Raw genomic sequence first — 15,121 nt, 5'->3', positions numbered from 1 at the left:
TACGCCCTTGGCCGGGTCCACGCCATGCGTGGAGGCGCTTGCTTTGCCGTCCCCCCGTCCCCCCGCCACGCATGGCGTGGCTCTGCCCCCATCCGACGCGCAGATCATGGCGGCTCAGCTCGGTTTGAGTCGCTCCGATCGGGTCAGGCCAATCCAATCCAATCCAATCCAATCCAAGGCTCCCATGCCTTGGCTCTCAGCCCGCACACCAGCCCTCTATCTACGGGATGGCGTGGGTGGGGTGGCGGGACCATAAGGCGCCATGGATGGCGCCTTATGAGCCCCCATGGACGGGCTCACGGCGGGTCCCGCCACCCCACCCACGGCGTCCCGCCTCGCATCAAGCTGGAATGCAGCCTTTGCCTTTGCCTTTGCCTTCGGCTTCGGCTTCGGCTTCGGTTTGGCGCAGGTCGAGGCCGCCACGGCATCTGCCCCCGCAGCCCGCTGAACACCCGCCCCGTTATACTCAGGCTATCGCGTCGCCCCCGGGGCCATTGAAACCCAGCAACATCAATGGCTTGAAGGGTAAATCCGCTCCGTAATCCACCAAGGTGGGGGTCGCTTCAGGCCTTCGCCCGGAAAACCATCACGCCATGCGTCTGTCCACGATCAAGCTGTCCGGATTCAAATCCTTCGTCGATCCGACCACGCTGCACCTGCCGACCAACATGACCGGCGTGGTGGGCCCCAATGGCTGTGGCAAATCGAACATCATCGACGCCGTGCGCTGGGTCATGGGCGAAAGCTCCGCCAGCCGCCTCCGTGGCGACTCGCTGACCGACGTCATCTTCTCCGGCTCCTCCGCCCGCAAGCCCGTCTCGCAGGCCGCCGTCGAGCTGATCTTCGACAACACCGACCACACCATCACCGGCGAGTACGCCTCGTTCAACGAGATCTCGGTCAAGCGCACCGTCAGCCGTGACGGCAGCAGCAACTACTACCTCAATGGCACCAAGTGCCGCCGCCGCGACATCACTGATCTGTTCCTCGGCACCGGCCTGGGGCCGCGCAGCTACTCGATCATCGAGCAGGGCATGATCAGCAAGATCATCGAGGCGCGGCCTGAAGACCTGCGCGTGTATCTGGAAGAAGCCGCCGGCATCTCCAAGTACAAGGAGCGCCGCAAGGAAACCGAGACCCGCATCCGGCATACCCGCGAGAACCTCGACCGCCTCAACGACCTGCGCGAGGAGATTGGCAAACAGCTCGAGCACCTCAAGCGCCAAGCGCGCCAGGCCGAGCAGTACCAGGGGCTGCAGGAAGAGCGCAAGGTCAAGGACGCAGAGTGGAAGGCGCTGGAATACCGCGGCCTGGATGGCCGCCTGGGCGGCCTGCGCGAAGCACTGTCGCGCGAGGAGACTCGCCTGCAGCAGCTGATCGCCGAACAGCGCGATGCCGAAGCGCGTATCGAAACCAGTCGCCTGCGCCGCGAAGAGGCGTCCGATGCGCTCAACACCGCGCAGGCCGAGGTCTACCAGGTCGGCAGCACGCTGGCGCGCCTGGAGCAGCAGATCCAGCATCAGCGCGAGATGTCGCAGCGCTTGAACAAGGCGCGCGATGAAGCGCAGCAGGCGTTGGCCGACCTGGGCCAGCACATCAGTGGCGATGAGGCCAAGCTGATGGTGCTGCGCGAGGCGGTGGACGATGCCGAGCCGCGCCTGGAGCGGCTGCAGGAAGAGAACGAGATCAAGCAGGAAGCCCTGCGCGATGCCGAGGCCCGTCTGGCCGATTGGCAGCAGCGTTGGGAAAGCCACACCCGCAGCACTTCGGAGGCATCACGCGCCGGCGAAGTCGAGCGCACCCGTGTGGACTATCTGGATCGCCAGGTGCTCGAAGCCGACCGCCGCCGCGAGTCGTTGCAGGCCGAGCGCGCCGGGCTGGACCTGGACGCACTGGCCGAGGTGTTCGAAGAACTGCACCTCCAGCACGAGACCCAGAAGGCCTCGCTGGACACGCTCAACGAGCAGGTGGAAGAACGCAAGCACGCCGTGGCGGGGCTGCAGGATCGCCAGCGCGCCGGGCAGACCGAGCTGGCCGAGATCCGCAAGCAGGCTCAGGCCGCCCGGGGCCGGTTGTCGTCGCTGGAAACGCTGCAGCAGGCCGCGCTGGGCCAGGAGCAGGGCGCCGCGGTGGCATGGCTGAAGGCGCGCGGGCTGGACTCCGGCGCGCGTGTTGGCGAGCGCCTGACCGTGGAGAGCGGCTGGGAAAACGCCGTGGAAAGCGCGCTCGGTCAGCTGATCGAGGGTGTGCTGGTCGATGCGCCGGAGTCGCTGGTGGACGCGCTGGGCGAACTCGGCGAAGGCCGCATCGCGCTGGTCTCGGCCGAGCAGGATGCGCTGATTGTCGCGCCGACCTCGCTGGCCGCGAAAGTGCAGGGCCCGACGGCGATCCGTCGCCTGCTGGCACGCCTGCATGCCACCGAGGATCTCGAGGGCGCGCGCGCACTGCAGGCCACGCTGGGCGAGGGCGACTCGGTCATCACCCGCGGTGGCGAGCGGCTGGGCGAGGGCTGGGTGCGTGTGTCGCGCTCGGGCGCGGCCAAGCAGGGCGCGCTGCTGCGTGAGCGCGAGATCGTCACCCTGCGCGAGCAGATTGAAACGCTGCAGGATCGCGAAGCGGCCCTGGAACAGCAGTTGGCCGGCTTCCGTGACCAGTTGCTGGCGGGTGAGCAGCAGCGCGAAGACGCGCAGCGCCAGCTGTACCTGGCCCATCGCAGTGTCTCCGAGCTCGGTGGCCAGCTGCAGAGCCAGCAGGGCAAGGTGGAAGCCGCACGCACCCGCATCGATCGCATCGAAGGCGAACTGGTGCAGCTGCTGGAAACGCTGGATGCCGGTCGCGAGCAGGTGCGCGAAGCACGCTCGCGCCTGGACGATGCGGTCACCAGCATGGGCGACCTGGAATCGGTCCGCGCCGCGCTGGAAGGCGAACGCCGCCAGCTGACAGATGCGCGCGACCAGGCCCGGGACCAGGCCCGCAACGTGCGCGAAGCGGCGCATTCGCTGGCGCTGACCCTGGAATCGCAACGCGCGCAGATCGCCTCGCTGAGCCAGGCGCTGGAACGCATGAGCACGCAGCGTGGGCAGCTGGATACGCGCCTGGGCGAACTGCATTCGCAGCTGGACGAGGGCGATTCGCCAGTCAAGACACTCGAAGCCGAACACCAGAACGCATTGGGTGAGCGCGTGCGCGCCGACCGTGTGCTGGGTGAGGCGCGCACGCTGTTGGATGGCATCGATGCCGAGCTGCGCACCTTCGAACAGACCCGCCACCAGCGCGACGAACAGGCGCTGGCGCAACGCGAGCGGATTTCCCAGCGCAAGCTGGACCAGCAGGCGCTGGTGCTCAGTGCCGACCAGCTGTCGGCCTCGGTGGAGAAGGCCGGTTTCGTACTGCAGGACGTGATCAACGGCCTGCCCGAAGATGCGCGTGTCACCGACTGGGAGCAGGCCGTACATCAGATCGATGGCCGCATGCGCCGGCTGGAGCCGGTCAACCTGGCCGCCATCCAGGAATACGGCGAGGCCTCGCAGCGCTCGGAGTACCTGGATGCGCAGAACACCGACCTCACCACCGCGCTGGAAACGCTGGAAGATGCCATCCGCAAGATCGACCGCGAAACCCGCGGCCGCTTCAAGGACACCTTCGACCGCGTCAACGCCGGCGTGCAGCAGCTGTATCCGCGTCTGTTCGGTGGCGGCCACGCCTACCTGGAGCTGACAGGTGAAGACCTGCTCGACACCGGTGTTGCGATCATGGCGCGGCCGCCGGGCAAGCGGGTGTCGAGCATTTCGCTGCTGTCCGGTGGCGAGAAGGCGATGACCGCGGTGGCGCTGGTGTTTGCGATCTTCCAGCTCAACCCGGCCCCGTTCTGCCTGTTGGACGAAGTGGACGCGCCGTTGGATGAAGCCAACGTCGGCCGCCTGGCCAACATGGTCAAGGAAATGAGCGAGAAAGTTCAGTTCCTGTTTGTGAGCCACAACAAGGCCACGATGGAAGCCGCCCACCAGCTTTCCGGCGTGACCATGCGCGAACCGGGCGTCAGCCGACTGGTCAGTGTCGACCTGGAGGAAGCCGCACGATTGGCGGGCGCGGCCTGACGTGCCATCCTTAAGTACCTGAATGATTTAGCCGGAGACCCCCCGAATGTCCGACATGGCACTGCTCCGCATCGGCATCCTGGCCGCCGGCCTGCTGTTGATCGCTGCGATCTTCCTGTTTGGCCGTCCGAAAAAGAAAGTGCAGGGCCGCCGCGTCGAAGGTGCTGAAGGCACCAACGGCCAGCGCCGCGAGCCCGTGCTGGGCGAGGGCGAGAGCCCGGCCGATGGCGCTGCCCCCGTCGTCGGCGAAGACGGCGTGACCCAGCCCGAGCTGGGCCTGCCGGACGTGGACGCCGCGCCGGCCAGCGACCTGGGCAAGCGTGCCACCCAGGATTTCGACAAGATCGTCTCGCTGTTCGTCGCCGCGCGTGCGGGCGAGCAGCTGCGTGGCGAAGACATCGTCGTCGCTGCGGAGAAGACCGGCCTGGTGTTCGGCCACATGAATGTCTTCCACCGCCTGGTCGAAGGCCACCCCGAGCGCGGCCCGATCTTCTCGATGGCCAGCATCATGAAGCCGGGCAGTTTCGACATGGCCAACATCCGCGAGATGGAAACGCCGGCGATCGCCTTCTTCCTGACCTTGCCGGCGCCGCTCACCGCGCTGGACGCCTGGGAAAAGATGCTGCCGACCGTGCAGCGCATGGGCGAGCTGCTCGATGGCGTGGTGCTGGACGACAGCCGCAACGCCCTCGGCCGCCAGCGCATCGCGCACATCCGTGACGAGCTGCGTGCCTACGACCGCCAGCACCAGGCCCCGCCGCTCACCAAAGCTCCGCGCTGGTGATCAAGGGGAGCCGACCAACGGTCGGCTCTACCCGGTGTGGCTGACCACCGCGTCGAAGGCCGCACGGAACCGCGCCATCTCGGCTGCAGTGCCGACCGTCACGCGCACCCGCTGCGGCCAGATCGGCCAGCTGCGGCCGATCACCACGCCGTGCTTGGCCATCGCGGCGGAGAAGGCGGCGCCATCGCGCTGCACATCGACCACGAAACAGTTCGCTTCCGAGGGAATGCAGGTAAAGCCGCGCTTGCCCAGCCAGCCGATGGTGTCCTGCCGCACCGCTGCATTCTCCGCCTTGCGCTGCGCGATCAATCCCGGTTCACGCAGGCTCGCCACTCCCGCCGCCAGGGCGGTGACCGGCAGCGGGTTGTCGCCCAGGCTGGCAAGTTCTTTCAGCCGGTCCGGATGCGCGGCCGCCACGCCCAGGCGCAGGCCGGCCATGCCGTAGAGCTTGGAGAAGGTGCGCAGCACAATCACATCGTCGCGCTGCGTCACCTGCGCAATCACCGAGCGCTGATCGCTGTATTGCAGATAGGCCTCATCGACCAGTACCCGGGTCTGCGCAGGCTTGTTGGCCAGTAGCCAGGCGATGTCGGTGGCGGACGTGATCGAGCCAGTGGGATTGTTGGGATTGCAGAGATACAGCAGCCCGGCGTTGACCCGCGCGGCGGCAGCGGCCATTGCGCGCACGTCGTGCGCACCGTCCGCACGCAAGGGCACCTTGGCCACGGTGGTCCCGCGCGCAGCAGCAAGATCACCCAGCGCTTCGAAGGTGGGGTCAGCGACGACCAGCCCGGCTGTCGCCGAGGTCCATACGACGGCCGCCCGGTTCAGCGGTTCGCTCGAACCGGGGTAGAAACGCACGTGATCCTTGCCGATGCCTTCCTGTTGGGCAAACAGGTCGCGCAGCTCGCTGGCCAGAGCAAACAGATACCGCCCGCTGCCGGCGACGATGTCGCGCGCCGCGGCCTGCGCGGCGGGCGATGGCCCATACGGGCATTCGTTGAAGTTCAGCAGCACCGGTCCACCGGCGTGGGGAAAGGCGCGCGCAGGTGCGGCCGAGGTGGGCACCATGCCGAGGCCGGACAAGGCCAGGCCGGTACCGGCCAGCTGCAGGAAGGAGCGACGGGACGCGGCGAGATTCACAGGTAGATCCCCTAGGTGTGAGTGCGCTCTGGACTAGGCATCCGATGGCCAAACTATAGCCCTCAACACCATCCTGTGATGCGCTTGGGGGTAAAATGCCGCCGCCGCGCGCCCAGCATAGATAGACATGACTAGCCAACCAAAAATCCGAATTCAAGAGCTCCGTGATGAGCTCGTTCGCGCTCGCGAAGCGTACTACGCGCTTGAGGAGCTGGTCATGTCAGATGATGAGTACGACAGACTAATGCGGGAGCTTGAAGAGCTTGAACGGACTCATGCCGAGCTCGATAGTCCTGACTCTCCGTCGCATACCGTCGGGGGAGGGTTGTCTCGATCATTCCCACGCGTTGTGCACGAAGTTCCAATGCTCTCTCTGGCAAATGCCTTTTCTGATCAAGACGTCGACGACTTTGTCGATAGGGTCAGGCGAGAAACAGGCGACCTCTCGCCGAAATTTTGCGCCGAGCCGAAGGTGGACGGGCTTGCAATTAGTCTTACATACAAAAAAGGAAGCTTGATTCGTGCAGCTACTAGAGGAAAGGCTGGGATCGGGGAAGACGTAACGGCTAACGTAAAGATGATCTCTGAAATCCCGAAGAAGATCACTTCTGAGGGACTGCCGACTGTGCTCGAGGTTCGTGGCGAAATCTACATGTCGCACAAAGGGTTCAATGAATTCAATGAAGCCGCGCGCCGAGATGAAGATAGGATATTTGCTAATCCAAGAAATGCGGCATCAGGGTCGCTTCGACTTCTGGATCCGTACCAAGTTGCAAGACGACCGCTTTCATTCTTTGCATATGGCGTGGGCGTTGTTGAATTCGAGCAAGATTTTTTCCGGGACAGTGACGACTGGAGCGTTTTGGCCCACCACGAAGTACTAGGAAAGCTCAGACGTTGGGGGTTCCCAGTAAGTGATTTTGTTACTGTTGTTCACGGCAGACGAGGCCTGGCAGTCTATTACGCTGAGATGAAAGCTCGCCGTGAGTCCCTAGGTTTTGACATTGATGGTGTGGTCTACAAGGTCGATGATCGGGCCGAGCAGGATCAGCTGGGAACGATTTCCAATTCGCCGCGCTGGGCGATCGCGCACAAGTTCCCCGCGCAGGAACAGACCACCACGGTGGAGGCGATCGAGATCCAGATCGGCCGCACCGGTGCGGCCACGCCGGTGGCGCGTCTGGCGCCGGTGGCCGTGGCCGGTGTGATCGTGTCCAACGCGACGCTGCACAATGCCGATCAGATCGCGCGTCTGGATGTGCGCGTGGGCGATACGGTAATCGTGCGCCGCGCCGGCGATGTGATCCCGGAAGTGGTCAGCGTGATCCCCGACCGTCGTCCCGCCGGCACCACGCCGTGGCAGATGCCTTCGCAGTGCCCCGTGTGCGGCTCGGAGATCGTCCGCGAAGAGGGCGAAGCGGCCTGGCGCTGCTCGGGTGAACTGAGCTGCCCGGCGCAGCGCAAGGAAGCGATCGCGCATTTCGCCTCGCGCCGTGCCATGGATATCGACGGCCTGGGCGGCAAATACATCGAAACCCTGGTCGACGCCGGCATCGTGCGCGGCGTGGCCGACCTGTACCGCCTGCAGCGGGATCAACTGCTGCAGCTCAAGCTGGTGCTGGATGCCGAATCGCCCGAGGCGCTGGCCAGCCAGATCGGCCTGCACCTGCCGCCGGAAGGCAGTGGCGACTATCTGAGGGCCATCCTGAAGCTCGATGGCAGCGACGAGGCGTGGCGCGCGCAGGCGCTGGCGATGCCGGCCACGTTCGCCTGGAACACGAAGAAGATCGCGACCAAGTGGGCCGACAACCTGATCGCCGCAATCGACGCCAGCCGCACCACCACGCTGGAGCGCCTGTTGTTCGCGCTGGGCATCGAGCATGTCGGTGAGAGCACCGCCAAGGCCCTGGCGACCTGGTTCGGCGATCTCGAGCTGATCCGCCATCTGCCGTGGCCGCTGTTCAAGCGCGTGCCGGACATCGGCGGTGAAGTCGCGCGCTCGCTGGGCCACTTCTTCGAGCAGGCCGGCAACCAGGAGGCGATCGACGCCCTGTTGCAGGTTGGCCAGGTGCGCATCAGCGATGTGCATCCGCCGATCGCCAAGCTGCGCGACGGACTGGATTTCGCGCAGTTGCTGGTGGAAGCGGAGATTCCGGGCATCACCCGTCTGCGCGCCGAGAAGCTGGTGGCGATGCTGCCGGATGCCGCCTCGGTGCTGGATGCCGAGCCGGTGCGTTTCGTGGCCGCCGGTCTGCCCAACGAGGTCGCGATGGGCCTTGCGGACTGGCTGGACAGCGAGGGCCACGGCCCGATGCTGCTCAAGGCCGAGGCGTACCGCCAGAAGCTGCTGGCACTGGCGCCGGAGCAGGCCGACCAGGTCGCAGGGCCCCTGGATGGCCAGACCGCCGTGCTGACCGGCACGCTGACGCAGATGAATCGCGACGAGGCCAAGGCGCGGCTGGAAGCGCTCGGTGCCAAGGTGGCCGGCAGCGTGTCGAAGAAGACCTCGTTCGTGGTCGCCGGTGCGGAAGCCGGTTCCAAGTTGACCAAGGCACAGGAGCTGGGCGTGCCGGTCTGGGACGAAGACCAGCTGATCGCCTTCCTCGCGCAGCATTGAACAAGAGAGACCGCATGCACACCGTTCCCCTCGATTTCCGCCTTGCCACCGTGGCCGACACCGAGTTGCTGATCGGGCTGATGCGTGATTTCTACGCCGAAGACAAACTCGATTTTGAAGACACCCGTGTGCGCCATGCGTTGGCAGCGCTGCTGGAAGATCCGCGCAATGGCGAAGTGCTGTTGTGGCTGGACGAGGCCGGCGCTGTGGTGGGCTACGGCGCGTTGGCGATGGGCTTCAGCCTGGAGCAGGGCGGTCACTTCGCGCTGCTCGATGAGTTGTACCTCAGCCATGCCGCGCGCGGGCGGGGGCGCGGCAAGCAGGCGCTGGCCATTCTGGAGCAGCGGGCCAATGCGCGGGGCGTGGAACGCATGCGCCTGGAAGTGAACCACCACAACGAATTGGCACGGCGCCTGTACCTGGCCACCGGCTATGTGGATGACACCCGCGATCTGCTGACCCTGCCACTGGCCCAGCGCCTGAAGGACGCGCGCGCATGATTGCCGCGCTGCGCCAGCGCGCCGCGCTCAATGCGCTGATCCGCAGCTTCTTCGCCACGCGCGATGTGCTGGAAGTGGAAACGCCGATCCTGTCCGCCGCGGGAAATACCGAGCCGAACATCGACAGCTTCCATACCCGCTTCAGTGGGCACGTCGATGCCGGCACGCCGCAACGCTGGCTGCGTACCTCGCCGGAGTTTCCGCTCAAGCGGCTGCTCGCGGCCGGGGTCGGAGACTGCTACGAACTGGGCCGCGTGTTCCGCAATGGCGAAGCCGGTGGTCGCCACAATCCCGAGTTCACCATGCTGGAGTGGTACCGGGTCGGTTGGGACCATCATCGCCTGATCGACGAGACGGCCGCGCTGGTGCGCGCCGCGCTGCAGCTGGTCCAGCGCGAGGCGACGCTGGAGGTCATCGATTACCGTGGTCTTTACCAGCAGCACGTCGGGCTGGACCCGTTCCAGGCCAGCCTGGAAGAACTGCAGGCGCCACTGGCCGCGGTCCGCATCGATGCCGACGGGCTCACCCGCGACGACTGGCTCGATCTGCTGATGACTCACTGCATCCAGCCGCACTTCCATCACGACACCATGACGGTCGTGCATGACTGGCCGGCTACCCAGGCAGCGTTGGCGCGGATCCGTCCCGGTACACCACCGCTGGCCGAGCGTTTCGAGCTGTATCTGGGCAGCGTGGAGTTGGCCAACGGTTATCACGAACTGAACGATGCGACTGAACAGCGCGCGCGTTTCGACCGCGACCACGCCGTCCGCACGGCACGTGGCGATGTCCTGCCACCGCTGGATGAACACCTGCTTGCGGCCTTGCCGGGCCTGCCCGATTGCGCCGGTGTCGCAGTGGGTGTGGACCGTCTGCTGATGGCGATGAACCGCACCGGCCGGATCGCCGATGTGCTGGCCTTCGATTTCGCCCACGCCTGAGGCGTTTTGACGCATTCGCGTCTTGCGCGGCCTGCATGATGATGCTCTGATCACACCGGATGTCCGAAGGTGGTCGGGTGATCGTTCAGGCGTGGCAGGGATCGAGTTGATGAAGCGGTGGGTAGGCGCGGGAATGCCCTTGTGGCCGGTGTTGCTGTGGACTGCGCTGATGCCTGAAACGGCCGTCGCGCAGGCGGGCGGCTATGCCGGTCAGGTCGTGCGGTGCGAATCGCGCGACATGGAGTGGGTGCATTGCGATGTGCCGACCGAAGGCGGCGTCGATCTGATCCGCCAGCTCTCCGACAACAGCTGCGTTCGCGGGTCGGAGTGGGGCACCGATCGCTCCGGCGTGTGGGTGACCCTGGGCTGCCGCGCCGAGTTCCGCGCGCGCAGCGCGGCGGCCGCGTCGCGCGCCGAGGGGGAACGTCGCACGCGCCGCGTGGTGCGCTGCGAATCCAATGGCCGTCCGCAGAACTGCCCGGTCGTGCTGCAGGGCGCACCGGTCCGCCTGCTGCGCCAGCTCACCTCGCTGCCGTGCCGCGAAGGCCACAGCTGGGGCTACCGCCGCAACGAGATCTGGGTGACCCGCGGTTGCCAGGGCGAGTTCGAGGTCGGTGCCGCCGATGGCAGTGGCTTCCTCAACGTGCCACGGATCCTGGTCTGCGAATCCAAGTCGCGCCAGCGCCGCTTCTGTGGCGCCGGCATCACCCACGGTGTCACCCTCAACAAGCAGCTGTCGGGCACGCCCTGCGAGCAGGGCAGCAGTTGGGGCTGGGACAGCCGCGGGGTGTGGGTGGACAAGGGTTGCCGGGCCGAGTTCGCGGTCAACTGAGCACGCGATTCCGCCTGCATCGGCGCCCCGTTACAATGGCCCGATGAACGCATCCACCGATATCGATTACGCCCGTTACGACCATATCCGCCCGATCCTGTGGACCGGCGAGAGCCTGCAGCTGCTCGACCAGCGCAAACTGCCGTTCATCGTCGAGCACGTGGAGTGCCGCGACAGCGATGCGGTGGCCGAGGCCATCCATGCGCTGACCGTGCGCGGCGCACCGGCGATCGGCATTGCCGCCGCCTGGGGCGTGGTGCTGGCGGCCAACGAGGTCCAAGCCGACGATGGTGCACAGGCGCTGCTGAAGCTCGAACCGGCCCTGCAGCGCCTCAACGCGTCGCGCCCGACCGCCGTGAACCTGGCCTGGGCGCTGGCCCGCATGCGCCGCGCGCTGGCCCCGGCCGGTGCCGACTGGCAGCAGGTGCTGGCCGCCGAGGCCCAGGCGATCGCCGAGGAAGACCTGGCGGCCAACCGCCACATGGGCGCGCTGGGTGCCGGCCTGATCGAGGCAGGCAGTGGCGTGCTCACTCACTGCAACACCGGCTCGCTGGCCACCGCAGGCTTCGGTACCGCGCTGGGCGTCATCCGCGCCGGCATGGCCCAGCACCGCATCGCCCGTGTGTTCGCCGGCGAGACCCGGCCGTGGCTGCAGGGCGCTCGCCTGACCGTGTGGGAGCTGCAGCAGGATGGTATCGATGCCACCCTGATCGCCGATTCGGCCGCCTCGCACCTGATGAAGACCGGCGCGGTGCAGTGGGTGATCGTGGGTGCGGACCGCATCTGTGCCAACGGCGATACCGCCAACAAGATCGGCACCTACCAGCTGGCCATCGCGGCCCGCCACCACGGTGTGAAGTTCATGGTCGTGGCCCCGTCCTCCACGGTGGACATGGACACTGCCGACGGCGAGCAGATCGAGATCGAGCAGCGCGACCCGGGCGAGCTGTATGGCGTGGGCGGCACCCGCACCGTGGCCGAGGGCATCGCCGCCTGGAACCCGGTGTTCGACGTCACCCCGGGCAGCCTGATCGATGCCATCGTGACCGAGCGCGGGGTGATCCTGAACCCGACCGTGGCCAATATGCAGGCCGCCTTCGGCTGAGCCACGGCACCGGCACGTTGTGGCTGTCCCCTTGCCCAGGGGGCTCGCCGCGGGATACCCGGGGCCTTGCCGCCCGCTGGCTGGCAACGCCCCCGTAAGTTCCTGATTCTTGCCGGTAAAACCCCCGTAAAAGCGGGCGGAAAACAGCCCGCTGTGGTAGAATCCAACGGTTAATCGAGATTCCGGCGCAACCGCCCCGAAAGGGCGGTCGTGACGGACTGGACCGCTACCAGACAACGGAACCCGAATGGCAGAAACCGCCAAGGAAATCATCCAGGTCAACCTGGAAGACGAGATGCGCAAGAGTTACCTCGATTACGCGATGAGCGTGATCGTGGGGCGCGCACTCCCGGATGCGCGCGATGGCCTCAAGCCGGTGCATCGCCGCGTGCTGTTCGCGATGAGTGAACTCAACGCGCACGCCAACAAGCCTTACTTCAAGTCGGCGCGTATCGTCGGTGACGTCATCGGTAAGTACCACCCGCATGGCGATCAGTCGGTGTACGACACGCTGGTGCGTCTGGCGCAGCCGTTCTCGCTGCGTTACATGCTGGTCGATGGCCAGGGTAACTTCGGTTCGGTCGACGGCGACTCCGCCGCGGCAATGCGATACACCGAAGCCCGCATGTCCAGGCTCACCCATGAGCTGATGGCGGACATCGAGAAGGAAACGGTCGATTTCCAGCCCAACTACGACGAAAAGGAACTGGAGCCGACGGTCATGCCGACCCGGTTCCCGAACCTGCTGGTCAATGGTTCGGCCGGTATCGCGGTGGGCATGGCGACCAACATCCCGCCGCACAACCTGACCGAGTCCATCAATGCCTGCATTGCGCTGATCGACAACCCCGAGATCGACGTCGACGGCCTGATGGAGTACATCCCGGGTCCGGATTTCCCGACCGCGGGCATCATCAACGGCACCGCCGGCATCGTCGCCGGGTACCGGACCGGCCGTGGTCGTGTGCGCATCCGCGCCAAGGCCGAGGTCGAAGTGGCTGACAACGGCCGCGAATCGATCATCGTCACCGAGATCCCGTACCAGGTGAACAAGGCCCGGTTGATCGAGAAGATCGCCGAGCTGGTCAAGGAAAAGAAGCTCGAAGGCATCAGCGAACTGCGCGATGAGTCCGACAAGGACGGGATGCGCATCTTCATCGAGATCAAGCGCGGCGAGTCGGCGGAAGTTGTGTTGAACAACCTCTACCAGCAGACCCAGATGGAGTCGGTGTTCGGCATCAACATGGTGGCGCTGGTCGATGGCCGCCCGCAGTTGATGAACCTCAAGCAGATGCTCGAGGCCTTCGTGCGTCACCGCCGCGAAGTGGTCACCCGCCGTACCGTGTTCGAGCTGCGCAAGGCGCGTGCGCGTGCGCACGTGCTGGAAGGCCTGACCGTCGCGCTGGCCAACATCGACGAGATGATCGAACTGATCAAGACCTCGCCGAACCCCACCGAAGCGCGCGAACGCATGCTCGCCCGCCTGTGGGAGCCGGGCCTGGTCGGTTCGATGCTGGGCGCCGCCGGTGCCGAAGCCTCGCGTCCGGATGATCTGCCCAAGGGTGTGGGCCTGCTCGAGGGCGGCTACCAGCTGACCGAGATCCAGGCGACCCAGATCCTGGAAATGCGCCTGCACCGCCTGACCGGGCTGGAGCAGGACCGCCTGACCGATGAGTACAAGCAGCTGCTGGAAGTGATCGCCGGGCTGATCGAAATCCTGGAAGATCCCGACCGTCTGCTGCAGGTCATCCGCGAAGAGCTGATCAACGTGCGCACCGAGTTCGGTGACGACCGCCGCACCGAGATCCGCCACAGCGAAGAAGACCTGGACATCCTCGACCTGATCGCCCCGGAAGACGTGGTGGTCACCCTGTCGCACGCCGGCTATGCCAAGCGCCAGCCGGTCAGCGCTTACCGGGCCCAGCGCCGCGGTGGCCGTGGCCGCAGCGCGGCGTCGACCAAGGAAGAGGATTTCATCGAACAGCTGTGGCTGGTCAACACGCATGACACGCTGCTGACCTTCACCAGTTCGGGCAAGGTGTTCTGGCTGCCGGTGCATCAGTTGCCGGAGGCCGGCTCAAATGCCCGTGGCCGCCCGATCATCAACTGGATTCCGCTGGAAGCCGGTGAGCGGGTGCAGGCCGTGCTGCCGGTCCGCGAGTACGCCGAAGGCCAGTTCGTGTTCTTCGCTACCCGCAACGGTACCGTCAAGAAGACCCCGCTCAGCGAGTTTGCCTTCCGCCTGGCGCGCGGCAAGATCGCGATCAACCTCGATGAGGGCGATGCGCTGGTCGGCGTCGGCCTGACCGATGGCGAACGCGACATCCTGCTGTTCGCGTCTAACGGCAAGACCGTGCGCTTCGGTGAGGACAAGGTCCGCTCGATGGGCCGTACTGCTACCGGCGTGCGCGGCATCAAGATGCCCAAGGGCGAGGAAGTGGTCAGTCTGATCGTGGCCGAGAGTGCTGGCGGCAGCGAAGACGAGAACGAGGATGAGAGCCAGGCCGACGAGACCGTGATCGACAGCGGCGATGCCGTGATCGAGAACGGGGCTGACGACGACAACGCGCTGTACATCCTGACCGCGACCGAGAACGGCTACGGCAAGCGTACCCCGCTGCCGGATTATCCGCGCAAGGGCCGTGGCACGCAGGGCGTGATCGGCATCCAGACCACCGAACGCAACGGCAAGCTGGTGCGTGCGGTGCTGATGGGGCCGCGCGACGAAGTGCTGCTGATTTCCGATGGCGGCACCCTGGTGCGCACCCGCGGTTCGGAGATCTCGCGCGTCGGCCGCAACACCCAGGGCGTGACGCTGATCCGTCTGTCCAAGGAAGAGAAGCTCCAGGCGGTCGAACGCATGGATGCCTCGCTGGACGAGGGTGTGGAAGAAGATGCACCGGCGGCCGTCGAGGCCAGTCCGGTGGTGGCACCGCCGGAGGCGTAAGCTCCGCCAGTGGGAGTCACACGGAGAACGCCGGCACATGCCGGCGTTTTTCGTTGGAGGGCAGGGGCTTGCCGGGTTTCATCGTCGGCTGTGCCGAGGTTGGCGACCCCCGCAAAGAACGCGCAACGTTCACGACCCCGGTGGGATAAGAGCCG

9 protein-coding genes are annotated in these 15,121 nt (G+C 65.9%); 8 read left to right on the top strand and 1 reads right to left on the bottom strand.

The annotated features are described in order from the left end of the window. The first annotated feature begins 593 nt into the window (after window positions 1-593). The gene (gene smc / locus ACTT2I_RS10830) at window positions 594-4,097 is read left to right on the top strand and encodes a chromosome segregation protein SMC (protein ID WP_421099424.1); all 3,504 of its coding nucleotides are present in this window, start codon (window positions 594-596) and stop codon (window positions 4,095-4,097) included. A gap of 46 nt (window positions 4,098-4,143) precedes the next feature. Next, window positions 4,144-4,881 carry a cell division protein ZipA gene (gene zipA / locus ACTT2I_RS10825; RefSeq protein ID WP_088434170.1) on the top strand — a complete coding sequence of 246 codons (738 nt, stop codon included), beginning with the start codon at window positions 4,144-4,146 and terminating at the stop codon, window positions 4,879-4,881. A gap of 27 nt (window positions 4,882-4,908) precedes the next feature. Here zipA and ACTT2I_RS10820 read toward each other — a convergent pair whose 3' ends face one another. After that, on the bottom strand, window positions 4,909-6,024 hold the full coding sequence (locus tag ACTT2I_RS10820; protein ID WP_421099425.1) for a pyridoxal phosphate-dependent aminotransferase: 1,116 nt from the start codon (window positions 6,022-6,024) through the stop codon (window positions 4,909-4,911). A 121-nt stretch (window positions 6,025-6,145) separates the two neighbouring features. Between ACTT2I_RS10820 and ligA the strand changes: the two genes are divergently transcribed. From ligA to gyrA, 6 genes are all read left to right on the top strand, one after another. Continuing rightward, complete coding sequence (gene ligA / locus ACTT2I_RS10815) at window positions 6,146-8,641, top strand: NAD-dependent DNA ligase LigA (protein WP_421099466.1); 2,496 nt, start codon at window positions 6,146-6,148, stop codon at window positions 8,639-8,641. 14 nt (window positions 8,642-8,655) lie between these two features. Further along, complete coding sequence (locus ACTT2I_RS10810) at window positions 8,656-9,141, top strand: GNAT family N-acetyltransferase (protein ID WP_088434167.1); 486 nt, start codon at window positions 8,656-8,658, stop codon at window positions 9,139-9,141. Then, the gene (gene epmA / locus ACTT2I_RS10805) at window positions 9,138-10,082 is read left to right on the top strand and encodes an EF-P lysine aminoacylase EpmA (protein ID WP_421099426.1); all 945 of its coding nucleotides are present in this window, start codon (window positions 9,138-9,140) and stop codon (window positions 10,080-10,082) included. Before ACTT2I_RS10810 ends, epmA begins: the two co-directional genes overlap by 4 nt. 109 nt (window positions 10,083-10,191) lie before the next feature. After that, entirely contained in the window at window positions 10,192-10,914 is a 723-nt protein-coding gene (locus ACTT2I_RS10800; RefSeq protein WP_421099427.1) for a DUF3011 domain-containing protein, read from the top strand. A gap of 43 nt (window positions 10,915-10,957) precedes the next feature. Further along, window positions 10,958-12,019, top strand: coding sequence for an S-methyl-5-thioribose-1-phosphate isomerase (mtnA, locus tag ACTT2I_RS10795; RefSeq protein WP_259261615.1), 1,062 nt, complete (start codon window positions 10,958-10,960; stop codon window positions 12,017-12,019). Window positions 12,020-12,266: 247 nt separating this feature from the next. Next, entirely contained in the window at window positions 12,267-14,966 is a 2,700-nt protein-coding gene (gene gyrA, locus ACTT2I_RS10790; RefSeq protein WP_088434163.1) for a DNA gyrase subunit A, read from the top strand. Window positions 14,967-15,121: the final 155 nt, after the last annotated feature.

The sequence above is a fragment of the Stenotrophomonas sp. PUT21 genome (assembly GCF_052232875.1).
Classification (GTDB): Bacteria; Pseudomonadota; Gammaproteobacteria; order Xanthomonadales; family Xanthomonadaceae; genus Stenotrophomonas; species Stenotrophomonas maltophilia_N.
Note: the sequence above shows the minus strand (reverse complement) of the source record. Positions and strands in the feature narration are given on the sequence as shown.

What these genes read in the sequence shown, in the direction of transcription:
- smc (WP_421099424.1), top strand. Translation starts at nt 594, where the DNA reads ATGCGTCTGTCCACGATCAAGCTGTCCGGATTCAAATCCTTCGTCGAT.
- zipA (WP_088434170.1), top strand. Translation starts at nt 4,144, where the DNA reads ATGTCCGACATGGCACTGCTCCGCATCGGCATCCTGGCCGCCGGCCTG.
- ACTT2I_RS10810 (WP_088434167.1), top strand. Translation starts at nt 8,656, where the DNA reads ATGCACACCGTTCCCCTCGATTTCCGCCTTGCCACCGTGGCCGACACC.
- epmA (WP_421099426.1), top strand. Translation starts at nt 9,138, where the DNA reads ATGATTGCCGCGCTGCGCCAGCGCGCCGCGCTCAATGCGCTGATCCGC.
- ACTT2I_RS10800 (WP_421099427.1), top strand. Translation starts at nt 10,192, where the DNA reads ATGAAGCGGTGGGTAGGCGCGGGAATGCCCTTGTGGCCGGTGTTGCTG.
- mtnA (WP_259261615.1), top strand. Translation starts at nt 10,958, where the DNA reads ATGAACGCATCCACCGATATCGATTACGCCCGTTACGACCATATCCGC.
- gyrA (WP_088434163.1), top strand. Translation starts at nt 12,267, where the DNA reads ATGGCAGAAACCGCCAAGGAAATCATCCAGGTCAACCTGGAAGACGAG.